This is a genomic window from Qipengyuania aestuarii, from assembly GCF_019711535.1.
Classification (GTDB): domain Bacteria; phylum Pseudomonadota; class Alphaproteobacteria; order Sphingomonadales; family Sphingomonadaceae; genus Qipengyuania; species Qipengyuania aestuarii.
Window position 1 is genome coordinate 829667 of record NZ_JAIGNP010000003.1, and the last position, 25175, is coordinate 854841.

Annotated in this window: 23 protein-coding genes; 13 read left to right on the forward strand and 10 right to left on the reverse strand. The window is 64.3% G+C overall.

Features of this window, described 5'->3' with window-relative positions; translation table 11 throughout:
- Window positions 1–14 precede the first annotated feature (14 nt).
- Together murA and K3175_RS13805 are read left to right on the forward strand one after the other, a co-directional pair.
- Entirely contained in the window at window positions 15–1298 is a 1284-nt protein-coding gene (gene murA, locus K3175_RS13800; RefSeq protein WP_221544046.1) for a UDP-N-acetylglucosamine 1-carboxyvinyltransferase, read from the forward strand.
- 70 nt (window positions 1299–1368) lie between these two features.
- A complete protein-coding gene (locus tag K3175_RS13805) occupies window positions 1369–1593 on the forward strand; it encodes a hypothetical protein (protein ID WP_221544047.1) in 225 nt (74 codons plus the stop codon).
- A gap of 16 nt (window positions 1594–1609) precedes the next feature.
- On the opposite strand, the gene K3175_RS13810 is transcribed toward K3175_RS13805, so the two are convergent.
- Window positions 1610–1906: a ribbon-helix-helix domain-containing protein gene (locus K3175_RS13810; protein ID WP_221544048.1), complete on the reverse strand. Its 297-nt coding sequence runs from the start codon at window positions 1904–1906 to the stop codon at window positions 1610–1612.
- An 82-nt stretch (window positions 1907–1988) separates the two neighbouring features.
- On the opposite strand from K3175_RS13810, the gene K3175_RS13815 reads away from it, so the two are divergent.
- Both K3175_RS13815 and K3175_RS13820 read left to right on the forward strand, forming a co-directional pair.
- A complete protein-coding gene (locus K3175_RS13815; protein WP_221544049.1) occupies window positions 1989–2699 on the forward strand; it encodes a hypothetical protein in 711 nt (236 codons plus the stop codon).
- Window positions 2700–2759: 60 nt separating this feature from the next.
- A complete protein-coding gene (locus K3175_RS13820; RefSeq protein WP_221544050.1) occupies window positions 2760–3515 on the forward strand; it encodes a DUF4019 domain-containing protein in 756 nt (251 codons plus the stop codon).
- Window positions 3516–3528: 13 nt separating this feature from the next.
- Here the strand turns inward: K3175_RS13820 and K3175_RS13825 are convergent, their stop codons facing one another.
- From K3175_RS13825 to K3175_RS13835, 3 genes are all read right to left on the reverse strand, one after another.
- The gene (locus K3175_RS13825) at window positions 3529–4329 is read right to left on the reverse strand and encodes an alpha/beta hydrolase (protein ID WP_221544166.1); all 801 of its coding nucleotides are present in this window, start codon (window positions 4327–4329) and stop codon (window positions 3529–3531) included.
- Window positions 4330–4396: 67 nt separating this feature from the next.
- Complete coding sequence (gene phbB, locus K3175_RS13830; protein WP_221544051.1) at window positions 4397–5122, reverse strand: acetoacetyl-CoA reductase; 726 nt, start codon at window positions 5120–5122, stop codon at window positions 4397–4399.
- A gap of 136 nt (window positions 5123–5258) precedes the next feature.
- Window positions 5259–6059: a hypothetical protein gene (locus K3175_RS13835; protein ID WP_247710900.1), complete on the reverse strand. Its 801-nt coding sequence runs from the start codon at window positions 6057–6059 to the stop codon at window positions 5259–5261.
- Window positions 6060–6373: 314 nt separating this feature from the next.
- Here K3175_RS13835 and K3175_RS13840 point away from each other — a divergent pair, with 314 nt between their 5' ends.
- The 4 genes from K3175_RS13840 (at window position 6374) to holA (ending at window position 11076) form a co-directional block, all read left to right on the forward strand.
- Window positions 6374–6823: a DUF3576 domain-containing protein gene (locus K3175_RS13840; RefSeq protein WP_221544052.1), complete on the forward strand. Its 450-nt coding sequence runs from the start codon at window positions 6374–6376 to the stop codon at window positions 6821–6823.
- Between the two features lie 187 nt (window positions 6824–7010).
- Window positions 7011–9524: a leucine--tRNA ligase gene (gene leuS / locus K3175_RS13845; RefSeq protein ID WP_221544053.1), complete on the forward strand. Its 2514-nt coding sequence runs from the start codon at window positions 7011–7013 to the stop codon at window positions 9522–9524.
- Entirely contained in the window at window positions 9524–10036 is a 513-nt protein-coding gene (lptE, locus tag K3175_RS13850; protein WP_221544054.1) for an LPS assembly lipoprotein LptE, read from the forward strand. Before leuS ends, lptE begins: the two co-directional genes overlap by 1 nt.
- Window positions 10033–11076, forward strand: coding sequence for a DNA polymerase III subunit delta (holA, locus tag K3175_RS13855; protein ID WP_221544055.1), 1044 nt, complete (start codon window positions 10033–10035; stop codon window positions 11074–11076). The genes lptE and holA overlap by 4 nt, the downstream gene beginning before the upstream one ends.
- Window positions 11077–11110: 34 nt before the next feature.
- Here the strand turns inward: holA and K3175_RS13860 are convergent, their stop codons facing one another.
- The 3 genes from K3175_RS13860 to K3175_RS13870 are packed head-to-tail and all read right to left on the reverse strand — an operon-like array spanning window position 11111 to window position 12973.
- Window positions 11111–11665 carry an LptA/OstA family protein gene (locus K3175_RS13860; RefSeq protein ID WP_224812620.1) on the reverse strand — a complete coding sequence of 185 codons (555 nt, stop codon included), beginning with the start codon at window positions 11663–11665 and terminating at the stop codon, window positions 11111–11113.
- On the reverse strand, window positions 11662–12330 hold the full coding sequence (gene lptC / locus K3175_RS13865) for an LPS export ABC transporter periplasmic protein LptC (RefSeq protein ID WP_221544056.1): 669 nt from the start codon (window positions 12328–12330) through the stop codon (window positions 11662–11664). Before lptC ends, K3175_RS13860 begins: the two co-directional genes overlap by 4 nt.
- A 25-nt stretch (window positions 12331–12355) precedes the next feature.
- Window positions 12356–12973 carry a ribonuclease D gene (locus tag K3175_RS13870; protein ID WP_221544057.1) on the reverse strand — a complete coding sequence of 206 codons (618 nt, stop codon included), beginning with the start codon at window positions 12971–12973 and terminating at the stop codon, window positions 12356–12358.
- A 188-nt stretch (window positions 12974–13161) separates the two neighbouring features.
- On the opposite strand from K3175_RS13870, the gene K3175_RS13875 reads away from it, so the two are divergent.
- Both K3175_RS13875 and K3175_RS13880 read left to right on the forward strand, forming a co-directional pair.
- Window positions 13162–13860, forward strand: a complete 699-nt coding sequence (locus K3175_RS13875; protein WP_221544058.1) for a uracil-DNA glycosylase — start codon at window positions 13162–13164, stop codon at window positions 13858–13860.
- Between the two features lie 123 nt (window positions 13861–13983).
- Complete coding sequence (locus K3175_RS13880) at window positions 13984–14304, forward strand: WYL domain-containing protein (RefSeq protein WP_221544059.1); 321 nt, start codon at window positions 13984–13986, stop codon at window positions 14302–14304.
- Between the two features lie 215 nt (window positions 14305–14519).
- Here K3175_RS13880 and K3175_RS13885 read toward each other — a convergent pair whose 3' ends face one another.
- The 3 genes from K3175_RS13885 to K3175_RS13895 form a co-directional block, all read right to left on the reverse strand.
- Window positions 14520–15956, reverse strand: a complete 1437-nt coding sequence (locus tag K3175_RS13885) for a glutamate synthase subunit beta (RefSeq protein ID WP_221544060.1) — start codon at window positions 15954–15956, stop codon at window positions 14520–14522.
- Window positions 15956–20629, reverse strand: a complete 4674-nt coding sequence (gltB, locus tag K3175_RS13890) for a glutamate synthase large subunit (RefSeq protein WP_221544061.1) — start codon at window positions 20627–20629, stop codon at window positions 15956–15958. The genes K3175_RS13885 and gltB overlap by 1 nt, the downstream gene beginning before the upstream one ends.
- A 234-nt stretch (window positions 20630–20863) precedes the next feature.
- On the reverse strand, window positions 20864–21985 hold the full coding sequence (locus K3175_RS13895) for a hypothetical protein (RefSeq protein WP_221544062.1): 1122 nt from the start codon (window positions 21983–21985) through the stop codon (window positions 20864–20866).
- Between the two features lie 235 nt (window positions 21986–22220).
- Between K3175_RS13895 and K3175_RS13900 the strand changes: the two genes are divergently transcribed.
- The 3 genes from K3175_RS13900 to K3175_RS13910 all read left to right on the forward strand — a co-directional run bounded on the left by K3175_RS13900 (window position 22221) and on the right by K3175_RS13910 (window position 25140).
- On the forward strand, window positions 22221–22670 hold the full coding sequence (locus K3175_RS13900) for a MaoC family dehydratase (RefSeq protein ID WP_221544063.1): 450 nt from the start codon (window positions 22221–22223) through the stop codon (window positions 22668–22670).
- A 54-nt stretch (window positions 22671–22724) separates the two neighbouring features.
- Window positions 22725–23903, forward strand: coding sequence for an acetyl-CoA C-acyltransferase (locus tag K3175_RS13905; protein WP_221544064.1), 1179 nt, complete (start codon window positions 22725–22727; stop codon window positions 23901–23903).
- Window positions 23904–24060: 157 nt separating this feature from the next.
- Window positions 24061–25140, forward strand: a complete 1080-nt coding sequence (locus K3175_RS13910) for a catalase family protein (RefSeq protein ID WP_221544065.1) — start codon at window positions 24061–24063, stop codon at window positions 25138–25140.
- Window positions 25141–25175 lie beyond the last annotated feature (35 nt).

The following is a 25175-nucleotide window of genomic DNA, read 5'->3' on the forward strand; positions in this document are numbered from 1 at the left end:
TTTAAAGGCAGGGCATGGACAAACTCATCGTACGCGGCGGCAATCGCCTATCGGGCACAATTCCCATCTCCGGCGCCAAGAATGCGGCGCTCACGCTTATCCCCTGCGCGCTGCTGACCGAAGAAGCGGTGACGCTGCGCAACCTGCCGCGGCTCGCCGATATCGACGGCTTCCAGCACCTCATGACGCAGTTCGGCGTCAGCCACACGATTCCGGGCAAGCGGCCCGAAGACTTCGGCCGCAACGTGACGCTGGAGGCGATGCGAATCACCAGTTCGGTCGCGCCTTACGATCTTGTGCGCAAGATGCGCGCCTCAATCCTTGTGCTTGGCCCGCTGCTGGCTCGGACGGGCGAAGCGACCGTATCGCTGCCCGGCGGCTGTGCCATCGGCAACCGCCCGATCGACCTCCACCTCAAGGCGCTGGAGGCGTTCGGCGCCAATATAGAGCTGGCGCAAGGCTATGTGAAGGCCAGCGCTCCTGACGGCGGGCTGCCCGGCGGCGAATTCGACTTCCCCGTGGTCTCGGTCGGTGCGACCGAGAATGCGCTGATGGCGGCGGTGCTGTGCAAGGGCACCAGCGTGCTGCGCAATGCCGCGCGCGAGCCGGAAATCGTGGATCTGTGCAATCTGTTGACCGCCATGGGCGCCGAGATCGAAGGCGTCGGCACGTCGGAAATCACCATTCACGGCGTTAAGGCCCTCCACGGGGCGACCTATCGCGTCATGCCCGACCGGATCGAGGCGGGCTCCTATGCCTGTGCGGCGGCGATCACCGGCGGCGAAGTGCTGCTGAGCGGCGCGGATGCCGGGGACATGGGTTCGACATTGCATGCGCTGCGCAATATCGGCGTCGAGATCGAAACGGTGAAGGAAGGCGTGAAGGTCGCGGCCAATGGCCCGCTCAAGGCCTATAACCTCACCACCGCGCCCTTCCCAGGTCTAGCCACCGATATGCAGGCGCAGCTGATGAGCCTCTTGTGCAAGGCCGAAGGCACCAGCGTGCTGAAGGAAACGATCTTCGAGAACCGCTTCATGCATGTGCCCGAACTGGTGCGCATGGGGGCCGATATCGACACGACGGGCCGTACCGCCATCGTCAAGGGGCCGGTCGAGCTGACCGGCGCCGAAGTGATGGCGACCGATTTGCGCGCGTCGATGAGCCTGGTGATCGCGGGCCTTGCCGCCAAGGGCGAGACGACGGTGCGCCGCCTGTACCATCTCGACCGGGGTTACGAGCGGCTGGAAGAGAAACTTCAGCTGGTCGGCGCTGATATCGAACGGGTGGGCGACGACTGAGCAGATTCTGCGGACCTTTCGGCGGCCGCAACAGTTGGTTTGGTAACATCTATCCGAAAGGGAAGCAGACATGATTATCAAGCTCGCAGCACTCGGCGCACTCGGCTATGCCGGATATCGCTATTACGAGAAGAACAAGGTCGACCAGAACGGCGTGGCCTTCGCTGGCGGCGAACCCGAAGGCAGTTTCCGCAACGCCGGATCGGATGCCACGGCATCGCATGACCGCATGAGCACGACCGACGAAGCGCTCGACGAAACCTATCCGGCGAGCGACGCGACTGCGAAATACTAAGTTGCTAGATCATAATTCAGGATGACAATTCCTGATCTGAAGGGACGGCGGAAGCGATTTCGCCGTCCTTTTCATATCCGGGTACCAGCTCGGAGGTCACCAGCCACACGCGGATCGCGCCCGCCAGTCCCGGCGGGGTCTCGCTCCTGATACGTTCGGCATCGATCCGGGCGACCAGCGTGTTCACGGCAATCCTGCGGCGGGCGGCGGCTTTCTGCAACAGGTCCCAGAACACCGGTTCGAGACTGATCGAGGTGCGATGGCCTTCGATACGCACGGAGTATTTGGCCGGGGGGTGGTAGGGCGTTGTCATTCGGGCGCTTTTGTAAGAGAGACTGTCAGACGGGACAATCCATCCTTTCGGTACAGGGCAGAGAGACGGTTCGGCGGGCAAGGTGAAAGAAACGCAGCATCAGGATGGCGACACGCCGCCATCGCTCGAAGGCGCTGCGCCTTTGCGGCCCCGCAGTTTTTCCGCCGAGGAACTGGCGGAACTCGAACGGCGAGAGCGCCTCGGGGGCTGGCTGATCCTCTTTTTCGCCGGCGCCGCGCTCGCCACGGGCGCGCTCGCCTTTTATCTCTTTGCCGACGACGTCGAGCAGAACGATGAATTCGTGCGTGCGGACCGGCCCGCGCAGACGGTGCAGCCCGCTGCCGAGGAGGAGGAGCCATTTCTGTGGGGCGGAATCCTCCCCGAACCCGAAGAAGAGGCCGAACCGGAGCCCGAGGAACCGCCCGCCCCGCCCATCGGAAAGGCTGCCCAAGCCCCAACCAGCGCGCGCGATGGCGAAACGCCCGTGCAGACCTTCAACTTCCCCGGACCGCCCGAGCCCGGTGAAACACCCCGTTTCAGCGGTCCGCGCCCCGGCTCGGTCGACCGCGAAACTTCCCGCGCCCTGCGCAGCGGCGAGGCCGAGCTGTGGCGCGAGGATGGCCAGCGCGGTTATGTGTTGGTCAGCGATGCGGTGGTGTACGGCGACAGGGAATGCCGCCAGGTCAGCTACACGCTGTTCGCCGATGGCGGACAGCGCACCTCACCCTCCAGCCAGTGGTGCCGCACCCGCGGCAGCGCGCGGTGGCGGCCGGACCCGCGCGGCGCCGAATAGCGAGCGCCTACGAATTTTTTGGGGTGGCTAGGCCAGATGGCGGGGCATAGGCAGGAAGGAATGACGCCGGCCTCTTCCAAACCCCGCCACGGCCTTGAGGAACTGACCGAAAAGGAGAAGGAAACCCTTCGCCTGATGGCCCGTGGCCACGATGCGAAATCGATGGCGAGAGAGCTTTCGCGCTCGGTCCACACGATCAATGAAAGGCTGCGTGTTGCCCGCCGCAAGCTCGACGTGACCAGCAGCCGCGAGGCGGCCCGCCTGCTGTTCGAGAGCGAGGCCGATTCCTACAAAAACCCTGTATACGAAAGTTTGCGGGATGCCGAAGCACGGCAAACAACCGAGTTACCTCCCACTACCAAACCGGCCCGCAACCGGGCCATCGTGATCGGAGGTATTCTCATGTCCTTACTCGCTGCCGCGCTATTTCTGGCTACCCCCCTCATTTTCCAGGAAGCGGGTTCTCCCGCATCCGAAACCACCGCGCGCGATGCTGCCGTCGAAGCGGCTGCCCGCAATTGGCTGGAGCTTGGCGATGCTGGCAACTGGCAGGCCAGCTTCGCTGCGGCCGGAGAAAGCTTCCGCACGGCGAATACGGTCGAAGGCTGGACCGACGCTTCGGAAGATGTGCGCGTCCCGCTTGGGGCGGTGATTTCGCGCAACCTTGCCACGGTGCGCTTCCTCAACGCGCCGCCTAGCGGTTTCATGGAGGTCACTTTTCACACGCGCTTTGCCAACAAGGCCGATGCTGTCGAGACCGTGACGCTGGTGAAAGAAGAGGGCCAGTGGAAAGCGGTCGGTATCCTGATCGACTGACCGGCGCTCGTCCTTACGACTGCCTTCCCTCCATCGCTGACCACAGCCGCTCGGCAAGCTGGTCGAGCGGCACCCAGTGTTTGCCGCCGCGCAAATTGATAACCGTGACGTTGTTGCCGCCAGCCTGTTCGAGCAGGGCCGCCGCCGATGGGGCCACGACATCGTCCTCGCTGCCGTGCAGCAGCAGCACGGGTTCCTCCACGCGGCGGATCGCAGCGCGGTTGTCATAGCGGTCCTTGACGAAGGCCCGCGCCAGTTTCGGGACCATCGATCTGAGATCGGTAAAGGCGCCCATCGTCGCAACCGCTTCGACCTCGTGCCGCGCGGCCATTTCCAGCGCCACGGCCCCGCCGAGCGAAAATCCGAAAAGATAGAGCCGCTTGTCTGGATGCAATTCGCGCGCCTTGGCCATCCACGCCTCGGCATCGCGCATCAACCCTTCCTCGCTCGGCTTGCCGGGATTGTCGCCGAAGCCGCGATAGGAAGCGACGAGAACCCCGCGCCCGCCGATGCGCAGGGGCTCGGCGCGGGCTGCCATGACGAGATGATTGTAGGAATTGCCGTGGAAGACGATGACCAGCTGGTCCACGGGCGCGACCGGCGGCCAATAGGCGCCTTCGAGCACCAACCCGTCTTGCGTCCGGGCCGAAATCGTCTCCGGCGGGTCACCGCGAAAGGATACTTCGGTATCCGCCAGGGCGACGGGTTCGTAAATCCGGTCCGCAACCGGATTGGCCAGAACCGGGGCGGCAGCGAGGCAGCAAAAGAAGGCGCCGCAAGAAACGAGGGCTCCTGATGCTGCGATCCGTGCCATTGCCTTCACTCGCTACTCCCGCTCGCCGCATCCGGTTGCGACCGAAGCCGCACCGCCAATACAGCCATTAATACATATGCTGGCCGCCATTGATGCTCATCGTCGATCCGGTGACGAATTCACCATGCTCGGAGACGAGGAAGCTCACCCCGCGGGCGATCTCGCTCGCCTTGCCGAGGCGGCCGACTGGGATCTTGGCGACGATCTTTTCCAGCACCGGTTCGGGCACGGCAGCGACCATGTCGGTGTCGATGTAACCCGGCGCGATGGCGTTGACGGTGATGCCGAAACGCGCGCCTTCCTGCGCCAGCGCCTTGGTGAAGCCGTGGATCCCGCTCTTGGCGGCGGCATAATTGACCTGGCCATACTGGCCCGCCTGCCCGTTGATCGATCCGATATTCACGATCCGGCCCCAGCCGCGTTCCTTCATTCCGGCAAAGGTCGCCTTGGCCATGTTGAAGCAGCCGCCCAGATTGGTGCGCATGACCGCATCCCAATCGTCATAGCTCATTTTAAGCAGCGTGCCGTCACGCGTGATCCCGGCGTTGTTGACCACGATCTCGATCGGGCCGTGTTCGTCCTCGACCTTTTTGCAGGCGGACTGCACCGCCTCGAAATCGCCGACGTCGAACTTGACCGTGGGGATGCCGGTCTCGTCGGTGAATTTCTTCGCCGCTTCGTCATTTCCGGCATAATTGGCAATCACAATGCATTCGCGCTCGTCGCGCAAGCGTTCGCAGATGGCGCGGCCGATTCCGCGCGTACCACCCGTCACAATCGCAATACGTCCCATCCAATCCTCTCCTCGCAATTTTTCGCGCTGTTTGGAGTAGCCTTACGCAAGATTACGACAGCGTAAAGACAATGCGCACGCCGAGGGGCGAGGATTCAATCGTATTCTTGCTGGAAAAGCCGCGCGGAGCGGAAGATCAGAAGCGGATCTGCGTTCCGACATAGACCGCCTGATCATCCTCGATCCCGTCGGTCAGCGGGTTGAGGCGGTCGCGTTCCTGCGACAGGCGGACACCGGCCGTCACATCGAGATTGCGGCTCAGGCTGTATGCGCCGCCCAGATCGACACGCTGCGAACCGGCACCTTCGACCGTCAGCGGAGCCGTACCGGCATTGTCCCGGTTCTGGAGCGAGATGCGCGATTTGAAGCGGCTCGGTTTGCCGTCATCATCCGAATCGTCGAAGCTGCGCAGGTCGGGCATGGCGAAATCCTTCACCTTGTCACCGATACTCGCGGCCGCAACGCTGCGGGTCGGCTGGGCGAAGCTCTGATAGCCGCGGGCGATGCCAAGATTGTAACGCGCGGCGACCATCGACAGTCCGCTGTCGGGGCCTGCGCTCTTGGCCAGGGTTTCTGCCGGGCTGCGGCCGGACAGCGTGCGGGCGGTTGCCGCGTCCACGCGAACCGCGAAGTTCACCGTCCGCTCACGCGCCGGGGCTGGCTTGTTGGCGGGGGTGAAGCGCAGGGCATCCTTGCCCACCAGCTTGGCCACCTTCTGCGCCAGTTCGGGATCGACACCGGCGGGCGTGAAGGACAGGAATTCCGTGGCTGCGGGCTGAACCGAATCGCTCTGTACCGAGGAAACGGCCATGCCGGCGCCGGGAATGGCGAGAGCCAGACCGGCAACAGCAAGCAGCGCCGGCGCGAACCGACCCTTACCTGTGCTGTTTCTGGACTTGCCCATCGAACGCCTCTCTGCCCCTATCGCGGTGTTCATGCCGTTATACCACGGTATCCGCTTAATGGTTCCCGAACATCGCACCACATGTTTTCATGTAAGCGACTCCGGTATTTCAGAAGATTAGGTCTTCGATCCGAATAATTCCAGCTTTTCCACAAGCATCGCCCTTTTGGCGCAAATAGTGTTGCCCTGCGCACACAGGGTGCCGCTTGCGAGGGCCGCGATTAAGGACGCATTCACGCGTCCGGTAGTGTCTGTGCGCGTGGCCCGGCGGGGCAAAGGCAGTGCTTGCCCCTGTCTGCCCAGCCATTATAGAGCCGCAACGACATATTCCGATCCAAGGACCGTTCATGACCGCATACCGTAATCTCCGCCGTCCCGCCGCCATCGCCCTTGTCGGCGTGGCCAGCATCGGCCTTGCGGCATGCAGCAGCGGCAATCGCCCGCAGGCCGATCTGGCCGCGGCGCAGGTATCGACCATCGGCGTGAACTCCTATCTTTGGCGCGCCAGCCTCGAAGCGGTCAGCTTCGCGCCGCTGCTGCAGGCCGACAGTGCCGGCGGCGTGATCGTGACCGACTGGTATGCCAATCCCGGCAATCCGGGCGAACGGGTGAAGATGACCGTTTCCATCCTCGATACCGACCTGCGCGCCGATGCGCTGCGCGTCGCCGCTAGCCGCCAAGTCAATCAGGGCGGCACCTGGGTCGATGCGCCGGTACAGGCCGCCACCGTGCAGAAGCTGGAAGACATCATCCTGACCAAGGCGCGCGAACTGCGCCGTCAGACGATCTCCAACTAATTCGGCCGATAACGGCCTGCAAACCGGCAATCTCTGCGCTTCCGGTGCTCACGACCTTTAAGGTCGCTGCGCTCCGGTTCACGCGCTTACCAATTTTGACCAAGGTCATCTAAGATTCCGCGCCGTTCTAGGCCGAATTGGTTTTGAACGCCTTCCATTCGCGCCTGAAATCCTTACAGGCGTGCGCATGAGTGACACCCGTTTCAATCCGGCCGCGGCCGATGCGCGCTGGCAATCCGCATGGGACGAGGCGCAGACCTTCCGCGCCGATAGCGATTCGCCCAAACCCAAGAGCTACGTGCTTGAGATGTTCCCCTATCCCAGCGGGCGCATTCATATCGGTCATGTGCGCAATTACACGATGGGCGACGTGCTGGCGCGCTTCAAGAAGGCGACCGGGCACGAGGTCCTGCACCCGATGGGCTGGGACGCCTTCGGCATGCCCGCGGAAAACGCGGCGATGGAAAAGGGCGTGCATCCCGGCGGCTGGACGCGCGACAATATCGAACACATGAAGGCGCAGCTGAAGCGCCTCGGCTTCGCGCTCGACTGGTCACGCGAACTGGCGACCTGCGAGCCCGACTATTACGGCCACGAACAGGCGCTCTTCATCGATCTCTACGGAGCGGGGCTCGTCTACCGCAAGGAGAGCGAGGTCAATTGGGACCCGGTCGACATGACAGTGCTCGCCAACGAACAGGTCATCGACGGCAAGGGCTGGCGCTCGGGCGCCGAGGTCGAGAAGCGCAAGCTCAACCAGTGGTTCCTCAAGATCACCGACTTTGCCGAGGAACTGCTCGAGGGACTGGGCAGCCTGGAAAACTGGCCCGACAAGGTCCGGCTGATGCAGGAAAACTGGATCGGCAAGTCCAAGGGGCTGGAATTCAGCTTCGACCTGTCGAACGGCGACAAGCTGCCGGTCTACACCACGCGGCCCGACACGATCTTCGGCGCGAGCTTCGTCGCCGTCGCTGCCGATCATCCGGTGGCGCAGGGGCTGGACAGCGATGAAGCGCGCGAGTTCATCACGCTGTGCAAGAAGGGCGGCACCACCGCGGCAGAGCTGGAAACGGCGGAGAAGCTCGGCTTCGACACCGGCATCACGGCCAAGCACCCGTTCACGGGCGCGGACCTGCCGGTCTATATCGCGAATTTCGTGCTGATGGATTACGGCACCGGCGCGATCATGGCCGTGCCGGGGCACGACAGCCGCGACTTCGAATTCGCCACCAAATACGGCCTGCCGATCCCGCGCGTGGTCGCGCCGAGTGTCGAGCAGGCGGACAAGCCCTTCGACGGCGAGGCCGAGGCCGGAGAGGGCGTGATCGTCAATTCCGACTTCCTCGACGGGATGGAGATCGAGGACGCCAAGCGCGAGATCATCGCCCGCATCGAACAGCAGGGCCGGGGGACAGGCAAGACCGTCTGGCGCCTGCGCGACTGGGGCGTGTCGCGCCAGCGGTACTGGGGCACGCCGATCCCCTTCATCCACTGCGAAAAATGCGGCGTGGTCCCGGCGCCCAAGGACAGCCTGCCGATCACGCTGCCCGAGGATGTCGACTTCCAGACGCCGGGCAACCCGCTGCTGCGCCACGCCACGTGGAAGCATGTCGACTGCCCGAAATGCGGCGGCAAGGCGGAGCGCGAGACCGACACGCTCGATACCTTCGTCGATTCCAGCTGGTATTTCCTGCGCTTCGCCAGCCAGCCTGCCGATAAGCCCTTCGACCAGGAAGAGGTCGCCAAGTGGCTGCCGGTCGAACAGTATATCGGCGGGATCGAACATGCGATCCTGCACCTGCTCTACGCCCGTTTCTGGACCCGCGCGCTGGCGCATATGGGCCAGATCGAGGTGAAGGAGCCCTTCGCCTCGCTCTTCACGCAAGGCATGGTCACGCATGAGACCTACAGCCGCAAGGACGGCAGCAAGACGCTCTATTACGCGCCCGACGAGATCAGCCGCGAGGCCGAGCGTGCGCTGCTGAAGGCCGATGGCGGCGAGGTCGAGATCGGCCGCGTCATCAAGATGTCGAAGTCGAAGAAGAACGTCGTCGATCCCGACACCATCATCGACACATACGGCGCCGACGCGGTGCGCTGGTTCATGCTGTCCGACAGCCCGCCCGAGCGCGACCTGCCGTGGTCCGAAGCCGGGATCGAGGGCTGCAGCCGCTTCGTGCACCGCTTGTGGCGCCTCTTCTCGGCCCATGAGCCGCAGGCGCAGGGCGAGGACAAACCGCTCGACCGCAAGACCCACCAGACCGTGGCCGCAGTGGCCGAGGATATCGAGGCGCTGGGCTTCAACAAGGCCGTCGCCCGGATTTACGAGCTGACCGGCGCGGTCGAGAAGGCGCAAGCCTCCGCCAGCCGCTCCGCCGCGATCCGCAGCCTGGTGCAACTGGTCGCCCCGATGATGCCGCATCTCGCCGAAGAAGCCTGGGCGGGCATGGGCATGGACGGCCTGGTGGCCGATGCCGCCTGGCCCGAGGTCGATCCCGCGCTGCTGGTCGAAGACGAAGTGACCATCGCGGTCCAGCACAAGGGCAAGCTGCGCGACACGCTCACCGCGCCCAAGGGCACGCCTAAGGAAGATCTCGAAGCCATGGCGCTGGCATCGGAAAAGGTGCAGCGCTCGATCGACGGGGCAGAAGTGCGCAAGGTCATTGTGGTGCCCGACAGATTGGTGAATATCGTCACCTGATGCGCCAGTCTTTCGCCCTCTCGCTCGCCCTGCCGCTCGCATTCGCGATCGGCGGCTGCTCGCTCCAGCCCATGTATGCCGGCGGCGGCAGCGGCGCGGTCGCGCAAGGTCTGGCCGCGGTCGATGTCCCCCCGATCGAGGGCAAGGCCGGCTGGCTGGTGCGCAGCGCGCTCAACGATCAGCTGGGCGCGGCGGGTACGGGCGAGTTCCGTTACCGGCTCGAAGTGCGGCTGGACGACAGCCTCGAAGGCCTCGCCGTGGTGGCCGACGATACCGTCAGCCGCGAACGCCGCACCCTGCGCGCGCGCTATCAGCTGGTCGATTCGGCGACCGGGGCGATCCTGCTCGATGCGACCGAGGGCGTGGATGCCGGGATCGACGTGGTTTCCAGCGAATTTGCCGTGATCGCGGCGGAAAACACCGCGCTCGAAAATCTCGCCGTCGAAATCTCCGACCGGATCGTGACCCGCGTGGCCGTGGCGCTTCGTGAAAGGGCGCAGGGCGAACGGTGAAACTGACCGGCAAGGATTTCGCTGCCAAGGCGCGCGATGTGGCCGCCAGCTGCGGCGTCTTCTTCTTCTGCGGGCAGGACGAGGCCGGTGCCAGCCAGGCCGCCAACGACATGGCCGCCATGCTGCCCGATCCGGGCGAGCGGGTGGAAATCCCCGGCGCCGAACTGCGCGCCGATCCGGCCAGGCTGGGAGACGAGGCCCGTTCCAGCTCGCTGTTCGGGGATACGCGCCACATCTGGTGCCGGGTGGCGGGCGACGAGGCGCATGAGGCGATCAAGATCCTGCTGGAAACGGGCGACATGGGGGCTGGCGAGGCCTGCCCGGTGATCGTCGTCGCCACTTCGGCCACCGACAAATCGCGCACCGCCAAGCTGCTGGAAAAGCGCAAGGATGCGGTGGTGGCCATGTTCTATCCGCCCGATCTGCGCTCGGTCACGCAAAGCGTGCGCGCCATGGGCGATGCGGCGGGCGTGCGGCTGGATGGCGCCGTGGCCGAACGCATCGCGCGCGCGGCCAATCTCGACGTGCGGCTGGCGCAGAGCGAGGTGACCAAGCTCGCCACCTATCTCGATGGCAGCCCGCAATCGCCGCGCCCGGCGGAAATGGAGCATCTCGACGCCGTGGGCGCGGCGAGCGAGGAGGACGGGTTCGCCGGGCTCGTCAACGCCGTGCTGGCGGGGCAGGGGCCCAAGGTGGCGCAGGAAATCGCGCGGATGAAGCAGATCGGGCTGAACCCGGTCGGCACGCTGCTGGCGATCGAACGGCGCGCGGCGCAGCTGGCGCGGATTTCCGCCGCGCTGGGCAATCGCCGCTATCAGGATCTCGACAAGGGTGAGAAAGCGCGGCTGGGCATCTTTTGGAAGGAGGAACGCGACATTGCCGAACAGGTCCAGCGCTGGCGCGGGCCCAAGCTAGACCGGCTGACCCTGCGGCTCACCGAATTGCACCGCGAATTGCTGACCAACAGCCAGGCGTCGGAATTGCTGCTGGCACAGGGGCTGACGGGCATCGCCCGCGTGGCGGGGGCCGGCCGCCGCTAGAGCCCGGCGTTAGAACTGGCCGCTAAACCCGCGCTCAGTTTTCGGGGACGGAGAACGATCCGGTTACGCGCCCGCCCGAAGACGAACTGTTGCCGGTCACGCCCGACGATCCGCTCGCGCGGCCATCCACGCTCGACACGCCGCTGGCCAGGTCGATCACCAGCCGCCCGCCGTTCAGCGTATCGCCGCCGCGGTTCAGGCGGACATTGCCCGCCATGGTGATGATACGGCGGTTGAAATCATAGACCGCCGTATCGCCGCGCGCGCGTTCGTTGCCGCGCGTCACATTCACGCCGCCGGTGGCCATGATCCGCTGGATCTTCAGGCTGCCCGCATCGGAATAGTTCACGATGGTGCGCGCCGCGTTGAGATTGAGGCCGCCCTGCGTGATCTCGACATTGCCCGACAATACCACGCGGTTCTGCCGGTCCTGCAATTCGATCCGGTCGGCGGCATAGGATACCGGCGCGTTGGAATTGTGCCCGGCGATCGCCTGGGCGGACAGCTGGATGCCGCCCATTGCGGCCGCGGTCAGGGCAAAGCCCGCCAGCGCGCTTTTCGCCATGGTGGGGAACTGGCTCTTGATCATGGCATCCTCAGCTTTCCGGGCTCCATGCGCAGCCGCGCATTGCCGGTCAGGGTAACAGTGCGTTGGTCGAGATCGGCATCGAGCCGGTCGGCGCGGAACGTGCCTGCCGGAACCGCGCCTTCGACGCCGCCCGATCCCTCTAATGTCTTGTCTTTCAGGTCGAGCGATACGCCGCTCGCGCTCATGCGATAACCGTCGGCGGCGGCCATCGTCATGGTGCCGTTCACATCGACCACGTCTTCGCGGATATCGTATTGCCCGCCGGGCGCCTCCACCCGCGCGGGGCCTTCGCTCATCAGCAGGCGGGCGACCAGCTCGTCGAGGCGGACGATCCCCTCCACGCTCGATTTCTGGACCGCTTCGCCCGCCGTCAGCGAGAAGGGGCGGCCCTGGGCATCCTGTCCGCGATACAGCGCATTGTCGACGCGCAGCCGTTCCTGGATCACCGCCACTTCATTGCGGTCGAGCAGGAAACTGATCTCGCCGCGCGGGCTCAAGGGGGTGATGATCATCAGCGCGGCAACAATCCCCACGCCCATCGGCAGGAACCGCGCAAGGAAGCGCACCAGCCGGTCATGGCTGCCGCCGGGCGCAGCGAAATGCTGGCGGCGCGAGCGTAATTGCTGCGCCTCCTGCGTTTCGATCCTGCGCTTGCCGATGGCCATGATGGGGTTGGTGCTCCGCTAAGCCTTACGCGTGGCTGAAGATGTCGTGATCGGCCCAGCCGAGGATATCGAGATGGGCGCGCGTGGGAAGGAAATCGAAACAGGACTGTGCCAGTTCCATCCGGCCTTCGCGTTCGAGCCGGCGATTGAGCTCTTCGCGCATCCGGTGGAGGAAGCGCACGTCGGACGCGGCATAGTCGCGCTGCGCCTGGTTGAGTTCCGGCCCGCCCCAGTCGGACGATTGCTGCGCCTTGGAGATATTCTCGCCCAGCAGTTCCTCGACCAGATTCTTCAGGCCGTGGCGGTCGGTATAGGTGCGGACCAGCTTGCTGGCGATCTTGGTGCAATAGCAGGGCGCCGCCGTGACGCCGAGGTAATATTCGATCGCGGCGAGGTCGAAGCGGGCGAAATGGAACAGCTTGAGCCGGTCCGGATCGGCCAGCACGGCCTGCAGATTGGGCGCGTCATAATCGCTGTCCGGCGCAAAGCGGACGAGATGCTCGTCGCCATTGCCGTCGCTGATCTGGACGACGCACAGCCGGTCGCGCGTGGTGACGAGGCCCATGGTCTCGGTATCGACGGCAACGGGGCCATCGGCGAGCACGCCTTCGGGAAGGTCTTCTTCGTGGAAATGAACTGCCATGGGGCGGCTTTAGGGTTCGCAGAGGGAACTGGCAACGGACCTTCGTCACTTCGCTCGCTGCTTGGGCTTGGGCTTGGGCTCGGGCTGGGGCTTGGGCGCCATAGCCCGGATGCCTGGACCCGGGTGATCGGGGATTGGTGGACCGGGGCGACTGGTCCTGCCGCGCCGGGACGGGCAAACAGCCTGTCATGACCGATCCCGTTCCCGATAGCTGGAAGCCCGCCCTCGATCCCGTTCTGGCCGCGCCCGAAGCGCGCGCGCTGGGCGGCTGGCTGAGAGAGGAGGAGGCGGCCGGCAAGGTGGTCTATCCCCCGCGCGGATCGCGGCTGAAGGCGCTGGACCTGACCCCGCTGGACGCGGTGAAGGTCGTGATCCTGGGGCAGGACCCCTATCACGGGCCGGGGCAGGCGATGGGCCTGTCCTTCTCCGTGCCGCAAGGCGTGAAGCTGCCGCCGAGCCTGCGCAATATCTACAAGGAACTGGCCGCCGATCTGGATGCCGCGCCGCCGCGGGACGGCGATCTGACGCCGTGGGCGCGGCAGGGGGTGCTGCTGCTCAACAACACGCTGACCGTTGAGCAGGGGCAGGCGGGCAGCCATGCGGGGCGCGGCTGGGACGCGATCACGGATGCCTGCGTGGCGGCAGTGGCGGCGCGCGATGTGCCCAGCGTCTTCATCCTGTGGGGCAGCCATGCGCAGGCCAAGGCGAAACGGGTCGCGGGGCTGCAGGCGGCGCGCAGCGGGGCGGGACCGCATCTGGTGATCGAAAGCCCGCATCCCAGCCCGCTGTCGGCGCATCGCGGTTTCTTCGGCTCGAAACCCTTCAGCCGGGCGAATGAATTTCTCGAAAAGCACGGGCGGGGGCCCGTGGACTGGGCCGCCCGCTGATCGAAAATGGGCGCGGTCTGAGCGAAATTTGTGGTGGCCCGATGGAAACTATCGGCCGCATAAAATTGTGACCGCTACCATTAAGCGATTGCATTTTCGGCCCGGATGGTGTGGTTTTGTGCAATGCAGCATCAATCTTCCTTCGAATTCGTCCAGGCGGTGCTGGGCGAAGCCATGCGCGAACGCACCATGATCAGCGCGACCTACAACTCCAGCACGCTGAAGCTGGCGCCGCACCAGATCGTGCTGCGCAACAACGCTTTCTATCTGGGCGCGGTCAATCCGAACAAGAGCCGCCGGGTCGATGAAGATCCCGCGCTCGGCTATTTCAAGATCGATGGCCTGTCGGATATCGCGCTGACCCGCGAAGGCTTCGATCCGATCCCGGCGGAAAATTGCGCCCCAGTGCGCGAAGGCGATCAGGTCATCGTCGCCATTCACTGAGGCTTCGGCTGCTGGCCTGCCGATTGCGCGCCTGTCCGGCCCGCTAACCCGGCGCGTCGGCGTCTTTCCTCCCCCGTTCGGCCTCGGACCCGGCCGATTCGGCGTCCCGGCACGGGTGTCCGGCGCTGCGGCCTCCGATCAAGTGGGTGTTCGGAGCCTTTTCCGGAACACTTGAGGGGCGGCCAGCACCCCCTCGATCTGCCTTCGACCTGCCCTCAGCGGGGCAGTTCGCTCACGCCCATCAGCGCCTCGTCCACCGCCCGCGCGCACTGCCGACCCTCGCGAATCGCCCAGACGACAAGGCTTTGCCCGCGCCGCATATCGCCGCAGGCATAGACGTTCGGCTCGCTCGTGGCATAGCGATTGGTGTCGGCTTTCACATTGCCGCGCTCGCACAATTCCACGCCCGCCCGGTCCAGCAAACCCCGGCGTTTCGGCCCGGTAAAGCCCATCGCCAGCAGGATGAGATCGGCTTTCAGCGTGAATTCGCTGCCCGCAACCTCTTGCATTTTCCCGTCTTTCCACTCGACCCGCACGCATTCGAGCCCGGAGACCTGGCCCCCGTCCTCGACCACGCGCTTGGTCAGCACCGCCCAGTCGCGGTCCACCCCTTCCTCGTGGCTGGAAGAGGTCCGCAGCTTCAGCGGCCAGTCGGGCCAGGTCAGCGCCTTGTCTTCCTTTTCCGGCGGCTTGGGCATGATCTCCAGCTGCGTCACCGAAGCCGCGCCCTGCCGGTTGCTGGTGCCCACGCAGTCGCTGCCGGTGTCGCCCCCGCCGATGACGATCACATGCTTGTCCGTCGCCGTCAGGCTGCCACGCGGCGCCGCGCGCACCTCGTCATCGCCCGCATTGCGCTTGTTCTGCTGGGTCAGGAATTCCATCGCCAGCCGCACGCCCGACAGCTCCGAGCCCGGAATATCGAGCTTGCGCGCCTCTTCCGCGCCGCCTGCCAGCACGACCGCGTCGAAATTCTCCTTCAGCGCCTCGAAGCTGACTTCGACGCCCACTTCGCTGGAGGTGCGGAACTGCACGCCCTCGGCTTCCATCTGCACCGCGCGGCGGTTGATGAGGTGCTTTTCCATCTTGAAGTCGGGGATGCCGTAGCGCAGCAAACCGCCGATCCGGTCGCTCTTTTCGAAGACGGTCACGGCATGGCCCGCGCGCGCCAATTGCTGTGCGGCGGCAAGGCCCGCGGGGCCGCTGCCGATTACCGCGACCGACTTTCCGCTCTGCTTTTCAGGTACTTGCGGCTTGACCCAGCCTTCCTTGAAGCCGCGGTCGATGATGGCGCATTCGATGCTTTTGATGGTCACCGGCGCATCGACGATGTTCAGCGTACAGGCCGCCTCGCATGGGGCGGGGCAGACGCGGCCCGTGAACTCGGGGAAGTTATTGGTCGAATGCAGGACCTCGAGCGCGCTCTTCCAGTCGTCCTCATAGACCAAGTGGTTCCAGTCCGGGATGATGTTGTTCACCGGACAGCCGTTGTGGCAGTAGGGAATGCCGCAATTCATGCAGCGCGCGGCCTGTTTCTGCAGCGCGCCGCGCTCGTGCGGAATCACGAATTCCTTGTAGCTTTTCAGCCGTTCCGCAGGATCGGCATAAGTGCGATCCTCGCGCTCATATTCGAGAAAGCCGGTTTCCTTGCCCATTACTCTGCAGCCTCCATCGCCGCGTCTTCGCGTTCTTCCTCGAGTGCCTTCAGCGCCTTGGCGTAATCGCGCGGCATCACCTTGCGGAAGTTTTTCAGTTCGTTGGCCCAGTCGTCGAGCAATGCCTTCGCCCGGGCCGAGCCGGTGTGGAGGTGGTGGCGTTCGACCAGCACCTTCAGCCGCTCGGCATCGTGATAGAGCGGATCGCCCATGCCGGGATTATCGACGCTGACCGCGCGTTGCTGAGGCGTGCCCCAGCTCCTTTCCGCGCCTTCCCCGTCGCCGGGTGCGACATCGAGAATATCGACCTGCGCGTGGTTCACGAGGCGGTCGAACGCGCCATCGGGATCGTAGACATAGGCGATCCCGCCGCTCATCCCCGCGGCCACATTGCGTCCGGTCTTGCCCAGCACGCAGACCACGCCGCCGGTCATGTATTCGAGCGCATGGTCGCCCGTGCCCTCGACCACCGCGACCGCGCCCGAATTGCGCACGGCGAAGCGTTCGCCCGCCACGCCGGCGAAATAGGCTTCGCCCGCGATGGCGCCGTAAAGCACGGTATTGCCCACGATGATGTTGTTGGTCGGTTCGCGGGCGACGTCCTTCGGCGGCTTGACCACGATACGGCCGCCAGAAAGGCCCTTGCCGACATAGTCATTGGCATCGCCGGTGAGGCTCATCGTGACGCCGTGCGCCAGCCATGCGCCGAAGCTCTGCCCCGCAACGCCGGTCAGGTCGATGCGGATGGTATCCTGCGGCAAGCCCTGATGGCCGTATTCTTCCGCGATCCGGCCCGACAGCATGGCGCCGACGGTGCGGTTCACATTGCGGATCGAGCGGTTGATCTGGACGGCCTGACCGCTCTCGATCGCAGGTTTGCAGGCTTCGATAAGCTCCACGTCCATCGCGGCTGCAAGGCCATGGTCCTGCGTTTCCGTATGGCGCGGGAGCTGGCCTTCCTTGAGCGGCACGGCATGCAGGATGCGGCCGAGGTCGACGCCATGCGCCTTCCAGTGGCGGCGCACCCGGCGCATATCGAGCTTGTCCACCCGGCCGACCATCTCCTCCACCGTGCGGAAGCCCATCTCCGCCATGATCTGGCGCAGTTCTTCGGCGACGAAGAAGAAGTAATTGATCACGTGTTCGGGCGTGCCGGTAAAGCGCTTGCGCAGCACCGGGTCCTGCGTGGCCACGCCAACCGGACAGGTGTTGAGATGGCACTTGCGCATCATGATGCAGCCCGCCGCGATCAGCGGTGCGGTGGCAAAGCCGAACTCGTCCGCACCCAGCAGCGCGCCGATGGCGACATCGCGGCCGGTGCGCAGGCCGCCGTCGACCTGCACCGCGATGCGGCTGCGAAGATCGTTGAGGAGCAGCGTCTGCTGCGTTTCGGCAAGGCCGATTTCCCACGGGCTTCCGGCATGCGTCAGGCTGGTCAGCGGGCTTGCACCCGTACCGCCTTCATAGCCCGAAATGGTGAGATGGTCGGCCTTGGACTTCGAAACGCCCGCAGCCACCGTGCCTACGCCCACTTCGCTCACCAGCTTGACCGAAATGCGCGCCGAAGGCTGCACGTTCTTCAGATCGTGGATCAGCTGTGCCAGATCCTCGATCGAATAGATATCGTGATGCGGGGGCGGCGAGATCAGGCCCACGCCCGGGGTCGAATGGCGCACCTTGCCGATGCGCTTGTCGACCTTGTGGCCGGGCAGCTGGCCGCCTTCGCCGGGCTTTGCACCCTGCGCCATCTTGATCTGGATATCGTCCGAATTGACGAGATATTCCGCCGTGACGCCAAAGCGGCCTGATGCCACCTGCTTGATCCGGCTGCGCATGGAATCGCCATTGTCCAGCGGTTGGAAACGCTCGGGCTCCTCGCCGCCTTCGCCGGTGTTCGAACGCCCGCCCATGCGGTTCATCGCGATGGCGAGCGTCGAATGCGCCTCGTGGCTGATCGAGCCGAAGCTCATCGCGCCGGTGCTGAAGCGCTTGACGATCTCGGCAGCCGGTTCGACCTCGTCCAGATCGAGCGGACGTGCGGCCTTCTGCAGTTCCATCAGCCCGCGGATCGTCAGCAGCCGTTCGGACTGCTCGTTGATGCTGCGTGCGTATTCCGCGTAATTCTCGGGGTTCGACCCGCGCACGGCGTGCTGCAGATTGGCGATGTTCTGCGGCGTCCAGGCGTGATCCTCGCCGCGGATACGGTACTGATAGATGCCGCCCACATCGAGCATACCCTTGTAGAGAGGACTGTCGCCAAAGGCCTGCGCATGGCGGCGCACGGTTTCCTCGGCCACTTCCTTCAGGCCCACGCCCTCGATGGTGGTGGCGGTGCCGGCGAAATAGGCATCGACGAATTCGCTCGACAGGCCGACCGCATCGAAGATCTGCGCGCCGCAATAGGACTGGTAGGTCGAAATGCCCATCTTGGACATGACCTTCAGAATGCCCTTGCCGATGGCCTTGACGAAGTTCTTCTGCACGTCCTCGGGGTCGAGATGCGGCAGCTTGCGGGCGCGCAAATCTTCCAGCGTTTCGATCGCAAGATAGGGGTTGATGCCTTCCGCGCCATAGCCCGCCAGCGCGCAGAAATGGTGCACTTCGCGCGCTTCGCCGGTCTCGATGACGAGGCCGGTCTGCATCCGCAGGCCCTGCCGCACCAGCTGGTGGTGGACCGCCGCCGTCGCCAGCAGGGCAGGCATGGCAATACGCCCCGGCCCCTGACCGCGGTCCGACAGGATCAGGATATTCGCGTCGCCCAGCACCGCCTCGGTCGCGGCCCAGCACATTTCCTTCAGCGCCATGGCGAGCCCGTCAGCGCCCGTGCTGGCATCCCAGGTGATATCGATGGTTGCCGTGCGGAAAGCGCCGTCCAGCGCCACTTCGACCGAACGGATCTTGGCCAGATCGATATTGGTGAGGATCGGCTGCGAAACCTCGAGGCGCTTGTGCGTACCGCCGTCGCGGCCCAGCAGGTTCGGGCGCGGGCCGATCATCGAGAGCAGGCTCATCACCAGCTCTTCGCGGATGGGGTCGATCGGCGGGTTGGTCACCTGCGCGAAGTTTTGCTTGAAATAGTCGTAGAGCAGGCGGCTCTTTTCGCTCAGCACCGCAATGGGCGTGTCGGTGCCCATAGAGCCGATGGGGTCTTCGCCATTGGCGGCCATGGGTTCGAGGAAGCGGCTGATGTCTTCCTGCGTGTAACCGAAGGCCTGCTGGCGGTTGAGCAGCGGAATGGTGCTCTCGGCAATCTCGGACAGGTCGGGCTCGATATGGTCGAGATCGGCAAGCTTGTACTGCGCCTTCTCCAGCCACGCCTCATAAGGCTCGGCGGCGGCGAGATCGGCCTTCAGTTCCTCGTCCTCGACGATGCGGCCTTCTTCGAGGTCGATCAGCAGCATCTTGCCTGGCTGGAGGCGCCACTTGCGGGTGATGTCTTCCTCGGCAAACGGCAGCACGCCGCTTTCCGAGGCGAGAACCACGAGATCGTCCTTGGTCGTGCACCAGCGCGCGGGGCGCAGGCCGTTGCGGTCGAGGCAGGCGCCGATTTGCTTACCGTCGGTGAAGCACACGGCAGCGGGGCCATCCCATGGCTCCATCAGCGCGGCGTGGTATTCGTAAAAGGCACGGCGCGCCGGATCCATCTGCTCGTTCTTGGCCCAGGCTTCGGGCATGAGCATCATCATGGAATGCGCGAGGCTGTAACCGCCGGTCAGCAGCAGTTCGAGCGCATTGTCGAGACAGGCGGTGTCCGACTGGCCATGCGGGATCAGCGGCCACATCTTGTCGAGGTCGGCGCCCAGAAGCTCGCTTTCCATCGTGCGGCGGCGCGCTTCCATCCAGTTCACATTGCCGCGGACCGTGTTGATTTCGCCGTTATGCGCCATGAAGCGATAGGGGTGCGCAAGCCGCCAGCTGGGGAAGGTGTTGGTGCTGAAACGCTGGTGGACGAGGCCCAATGCGGACACGCAATCGGGATCGCGCAGATCGTCGTAGAACGTGCCGACCTGATTGGCGAGCAGCAGGCCCTTGTAGACCACGGTTCGGCTGTTGAAGCTCGGGATGTAGGCCTGGCTGAGGCCCGGGATGTCATGCTTGGCTTCCAGCGCGGCGAGCGGGTTCAGCGTCTGCTTGCGGATGACGACCAGCTTGCGCTCGAAGGCCTCGCGGCTGGCACAGTTCATCCCGCGCGCAATCACGCACTGGCGAATGACCGGCATGGAGGCGATTACCGCTTCGCCCAGCCCGTCGAGCGTAGTGGGCACATCGCGCCAACCGACCACGCGCTGGCCTTCCTTCTCGGCAAAACGTTCCAGCTGGCTCTCGACGAACCGGCGCGCTTCGTCTTCCTGCGGCAGGAAGCACATGGCGAGCGCATAGTCGCCTTCTTCCGGCAGGTCGTGGCCCTGCGCTTCGGCCCATTTGCGGATCAGCGGATCGGGCGTCTGGATCAGGATGCCCGCGCCATCGCCCAGCAGCGGATCGGCGCCCACCGCGCCGCGATGGTCGAGATTGGCGAGGATGGTCAGCGCCTGTTCGATAATCGCGTGGCTCTTCTCGCCCTTGATATGCGCGACCATGCCGACGCCGCAGGCATCGTGTTCATTGCGCGGATCGTAAAGCCCCTGTGACCGGGGGCCGTTACCGGGTGTATGATGAGCCGGAACCTGCATTCGCCGAAGCGTCCTCCTCCAAGCCCGTTCCCCATCAGGCCCAACGCCGGGCAGCGGAAACGGATTTTGTGCAGCGCCGCATGCGCGGCCGCAAAATGTCGCGAAAAGGCTTTTTGACGGCAATTAACCGGATTTGCAATGGTGGCCCGGCGAAGCAAAATTTCGCACAGCCCAAGATTTCCCGATTTTTGCCGCGTTGCAGCGGGACGAATTCGTATCCGCTTTCAGTCCGGTTCAGTCGTGCCGGTTGGAAAGGCCCATGCGATCGAGCATCTTGCTGACGGCGGAATGGGCTGCGCTCGGCGTGCGTTCCCGGCTGGGCGGTTCGGCCGTATCGCCGGTGCCAGCGTCAGGTACCTGATCCGGCTTGGAGAGCCTTCGATCCGCCTCGCGTTGCAGAAAAGCGACCATGGGATCGTCTTCCGCGCTTTGCGCATCGGAAGCCATGCGCTGAAGCGCTTCATTCTGGATAGGCGCGTTTGGCAGCGGCACCGGCTGCAAGGCAGGCTGGCGCGCGGCGCGCTCGCTCCTCTCCACGGTCTGGCGCCGCGTATCGAGCGCGCCTTCAAGCCGTGCGAGCAGGGAGTCGAGGCTCATGTCGCCGAGCGGTTCGGCCTCCTGCGCTTCTTCGGGCTCTGTATATTCCTCATGCTCGGCGGCTTCGAAAGGGGCCGCTTCTTCTTCCGGCAGCACCTCGAATTCATGGAATTGCTCGGTATCCGCCGGCCACTCTTCGGCCTCGGCCGCGAATTCGGGCACGTTTTCAAAAGTGTCCAGCTCTTCTTCCGGGTCGCTCTGGAATACCGGTGCATCGAAAGAGGGCTCTTCGTCCGGCTCGATCACCGCCTCGACCAGCTCGAAATCCTCTTCCTCGGGCTCAGCTTGCTCGGGCTCAGCCGGTGCGCCTTCTGTTTCCGCCTGAAATTCCTCGGGTGCGTCGATCGAGGGGGGGATGCCTTCCTCGCCGATATCCTCGCGTGCGGACAGGACGCGGCGGCGGCGCGGTTCCATCGGTTCTTCTTCCGGGCTGCCCAAACGCGCATTGTCGACCGGGTCCGCATCGGAAGTCAGGGCTTGCTGTCTCGCCGGCCTTGCCAAGCGAGCGGCCAGGGCCCAGCCCAGCATTCCGCCGAACAGTGCCAGCGCGGCGCACAATATCGCCGTGCCTGCAGCGCCGATGGGGGCCGCGAACAGCGGCAGCATGCGATCGAGGCCGAGCAAGGATGCAAGCGAATCGTGCACTCGCGGCGGCATGAACCACAACCCGGCGCCCAGCAGCAGCGCGAACCACACGGCAACTGCCGGCCTGAACCATGCCCTGTCGGTGATACCGCTATCTTCCAAATCGTCGCCCATTCGGTTCCAGTCCGCCTGATAGATGCGAAGTTGCCCCGTCAGCTAGGGCTGCTTGGTTAATTTACGGATAATGATGCCCTGAACCCGCAGCTCGTGCAATTGGCGAAACACTTTGCCCCGCTATGCCGTAACGGCAGATTTCGGGCGGTTGCGCACCCTCTTTCCATAGGCCATGTGTCTGCCCGCACGCGCGAAGAGTCGCGCGAATTTGACGTATATTCGAGGAGAGCGAAATATGAGCCCCCAGGACATAGCAGCCAAGGTCGGCGAACAGGTCGGCACCAGCGAATGGGTCGAGATGAGCCAAGAGCGCATCAACCAGTTCGCCGAAGCCACCGGCGACCACCAGTTCATCCATGTGAACGAGGAAGCGGCCAAGATGACGCCCTTCGGCGGCACCATCGCCCACGGCTTCCTGACCCTGTCGATGATCCCCTACCTCACCGCGAACAGCGACGTGCCGCGGGTCGAGGGCATCAAGATGGCCGTCAACTACGGCGGCAACAAGACGCGGTTCATCAACCCGGTGAAGTCCGGCAAGCGCATCCGCGGTCACTGGAAGATGCTGGAAATGACCGAGAAGCGCCCCGGTCAGTGGCAGCAGACCATGGAAATCACCATCGAGATCGAAGGCGAGGAAAAGCCCGCGCTGATCTGCGAATGGATGACCATGTATTTCGTCTGATTTTCTCTCCTCCCCGGAAGAAACAGACCATTCAGCTAATTCGAGGAAATTCCCATGCGTGACGCAGTCATCGTTTCCACCGCCCGTACTGGTATGGGCAAGGCCTATAAGGGCGCTTTCAATTCCACTCCGGGCGCAACGCTCGGCTCCTATTCCCTGAAGCCCGCGATCGAGCGTGCCGGCATCGATGCCGGCGAAATCGACGACGTGCTGTGGGGCGCCGCGCTCCAGCAGGGCGCGCAGGCAGGCAACCTCGCCCGCCAGGTCGCGCTGCGGGCCGGTTGCCCGATCGGCGTGTCCGGCATGACCATCGACCGCCAGTGTTCTTCGGGCCTGATGAGCATTGCCACGGCCGCCAAGCAGATCATCACCGACCGCATGCAGATCGTCGCTGCCGGTGGGCAGGAAAGCATTTCGCTGGTGCAGACCAAGGAAATGCGCGTGATGCCCGACCCTGAACTGATGGGCATGCACGGCGCGATCTACATGCCGATGCTGCAGACTGCAGAAACGGTCGCCCAGCGTTACGGCATCAGCCGCGAAGCGCAGGACGAATATGCTCTCCAGAGCCAGCAGCGCACCGCCGCCGCGCAGGAAGCGGGCATTTTCGACGACGAAATCGTTTCGGTCAGCACCAAGCACAAGGTGCAGAACAAGGAAACGGGCGACATCACCGACGAAGACGTGACCATCGCCAAGGACGAAGGCAATCGCCCCTCGACCACGCTCGAAGGCCTGTCCTCGCTCCAGCCCGTCATGGGCCCGGGCACCACGATCACGGCGGGTAACGCCAGCCAGCTGTCCGATGGTTCGGCAGCGGTCGTCGTCATGGAAGCCAAGGAAGCCGAAAAGCGCGGCCTCAATCCGCTCGGCCGTTACATCGGCATGGCGGTTGCCGGTACCGAGCCTGACGAAATGGGCATCGGCCCGATCTTCGCCATTCCCAAGCTGCTCGAACGCTTCGACATGAAGATGGAAGACATCGACCTGTGGGAACTGAACGAAGCCTTCGCCGTGCAGGTACTCTATTGCCGCGACAAGCTGGGCATCGACAATGACAAGCTCAACGTCAACGGCGGCTCGATCTCGGTCGGCCACCCTTACGGCATGACCGGCGCGCGCTGCGTCGGCCACATCCTGCGCGAAGGCCAGCGCCGCAAGGCGAAATACGGCGTCGTCACCATGTGCGTCGGCGGCGGCATGGGCGCAGCGGGCCTGTTCGAAATCTTCTGATCGCAGCCGATCACGAACCAAGCAAAAAGGGGCGGTGCCAGCGATGGCGCCGCCCTTTTCATGTCATGCCTCGGTTGGTTGGCGGAACCCTTCGCGCGGACGGATGCTTTAAAGCGCAACCATACCCGCATTTCCGCCCCCGCACGTCCGAGGTCTCATGACATATTCCGATCCCATTCCCTTTTCCGCCGAACTCGAAAATATCGAGCCGGAGAAGGAAGCCGACACCATTCTCGATCTCGACGACAAATTCGACGAGATCCTGGAGACGACCTATGAAAACTCGGGCCACGCCATCCGCAGTGTCCATGCCAAGTCGCATGGTATCGCCAAGGGTACGCTGACGATCGAGGATGGTCTTCGCCCCGAACTGGCGCAGGGCCTGTTCGCTCATGCAGGGCAGCACGATGCCTATATCCGCATGTCCACCAATGCGGGCGATATCCTGCATGACAATATCCACCTGCCGCGCGGCTTCGCGCTCAAAGTGTGCGATGTGAAAGGTGCCCGGCTGCCCGATGCCGCTGGCGACACGCAGGATTTCATCTTCGTCAACGCCCCCGCTTTCGCCGCCCCCAATGCGCAGGCCTTCGCCAAGAATCTCGGCCTGCTCGCCAAGACGACGGACCGGGTCGAATGGCTCAAGAAGATCGCTGCCGACATGTTCAAGCTGGGCAATGACGTGCGCCAGAAGGTCGGGCTCGATCCCGCCCCGGCGCTCGCTTCGATGGGGGGCTTGCCGCAAAGCGAACCGCTGGCGCTCGACTATTTCTCGGCCACCCCGTTTCGCTATGGCCGCTATGTCGCCAAATTCCAGCTGCGCCCGGCGGCGGAGTGGATGAAGGCTCTGGCCGGCGAGACGGTGGAGATCGGCGATGATCGCGACGGGCTGCGCCACCATGTCCGCGAACAGTTCATGCGCAATGACGCCGAATGGGATTTCTGCGTCCAGCTGCTGCGCGATGTGGACCGGCAGCCGGTCGAGGATTCCTCGGTCGAATGGCCGCAGGATGTCTCGCCCTTCGAAAAGGTCGCCACTCTGCGCATCCCGAAACAGGATAGCTGGGATGAACAATTGGTGCGCAAGGTCAATGAAACCATGCGGTTCAGCGTGTGGACCGGGGTGATGGATCACCTGCCGATGGGCAACACCAACCGCGCCCGGCAGGAAACCTATCGCCATTCGGCCCGCTTTCGCTCAGAAAAGAACGGGTGCCCGATGCACGAGCCGAGCTGATCCGGCCCGAAATGGGCTGGGCCGGTGCTGGTTGA

What these genes read in the sequence shown, in the direction of transcription:
- K3175_RS13885 (WP_221544060.1), bottom strand. Translation starts at nt 15,956, where the DNA reads ATGGGCAAGGAAACCGGCTTTCTCGAATATGAGCGCGAGGATCGCACT.
- K3175_RS13825 (WP_221544166.1), bottom strand. Translation starts at nt 4,329, where the DNA reads ATGGCACGGATCGCAGCATCAGGAGCCCTCGTTTCTTGCGGCGCCTTC.
- K3175_RS13880 (WP_221544059.1), top strand. Translation starts at nt 13,984, where the DNA reads ATGCAGCATCAATCTTCCTTCGAATTCGTCCAGGCGGTGCTGGGCGAA.
- K3175_RS13870 (WP_221544057.1), bottom strand. Translation starts at nt 12,973, where the DNA reads ATGGCAGTTCATTTCCACGAAGAAGACCTTCCCGAAGGCGTGCTCGCC.
- K3175_RS13835 (WP_247710900.1), bottom strand. Translation starts at nt 6,059, where the DNA reads ATGAACACCGCGATAGGGGCAGAGAGGCGTTCGATGGGCAAGTCCAGA.
- phbB (WP_221544051.1), bottom strand. Translation starts at nt 5,122, where the DNA reads ATGGGACGTATTGCGATTGTGACGGGTGGTACGCGCGGAATCGGCCGC.
- gltB (WP_221544061.1), bottom strand. Translation starts at nt 20,629, where the DNA reads ATGCAGGTTCCGGCTCATCATACACCCGGTAACGGCCCCCGGTCACAG.
- K3175_RS13860 (WP_224812620.1), bottom strand. Translation starts at nt 11,665, where the DNA reads ATGATCAAGAGCCAGTTCCCCACCATGGCGAAAAGCGCGCTGGCGGGC.
- K3175_RS13820 (WP_221544050.1), top strand. Translation starts at nt 2,760, where the DNA reads ATGACGCCGGCCTCTTCCAAACCCCGCCACGGCCTTGAGGAACTGACC.
- leuS (WP_221544053.1), top strand. Translation starts at nt 7,011, where the DNA reads ATGAGTGACACCCGTTTCAATCCGGCCGCGGCCGATGCGCGCTGGCAA.
- K3175_RS13905 (WP_221544064.1), top strand. Translation starts at nt 22,725, where the DNA reads ATGCGTGACGCAGTCATCGTTTCCACCGCCCGTACTGGTATGGGCAAG.
- K3175_RS13840 (WP_221544052.1), top strand. Translation starts at nt 6,374, where the DNA reads ATGACCGCATACCGTAATCTCCGCCGTCCCGCCGCCATCGCCCTTGTC.
- K3175_RS13875 (WP_221544058.1), top strand. Translation starts at nt 13,162, where the DNA reads ATGACCGATCCCGTTCCCGATAGCTGGAAGCCCGCCCTCGATCCCGTT.
- lptC (WP_221544056.1), bottom strand. Translation starts at nt 12,330, where the DNA reads ATGGCCATCGGCAAGCGCAGGATCGAAACGCAGGAGGCGCAGCAATTA.
- lptE (WP_221544054.1), top strand. Translation starts at nt 9,524, where the DNA reads ATGCGCCAGTCTTTCGCCCTCTCGCTCGCCCTGCCGCTCGCATTCGCG.
- K3175_RS13805 (WP_221544047.1), top strand. Translation starts at nt 1,369, where the DNA reads ATGATTATCAAGCTCGCAGCACTCGGCGCACTCGGCTATGCCGGATAT.
- K3175_RS13910 (WP_221544065.1), top strand. Translation starts at nt 24,061, where the DNA reads ATGACATATTCCGATCCCATTCCCTTTTCCGCCGAACTCGAAAATATC.
- murA (WP_221544046.1), top strand. Translation starts at nt 15, where the DNA reads ATGGACAAACTCATCGTACGCGGCGGCAATCGCCTATCGGGCACAATT.
- K3175_RS13895 (WP_221544062.1), bottom strand. Translation starts at nt 21,985, where the DNA reads ATGGGCGACGATTTGGAAGATAGCGGTATCACCGACAGGGCATGGTTC.
- K3175_RS13900 (WP_221544063.1), top strand. Translation starts at nt 22,221, where the DNA reads ATGAGCCCCCAGGACATAGCAGCCAAGGTCGGCGAACAGGTCGGCACC.
- K3175_RS13810 (WP_221544048.1), bottom strand. Translation starts at nt 1,906, where the DNA reads ATGACAACGCCCTACCACCCCCCGGCCAAATACTCCGTGCGTATCGAA.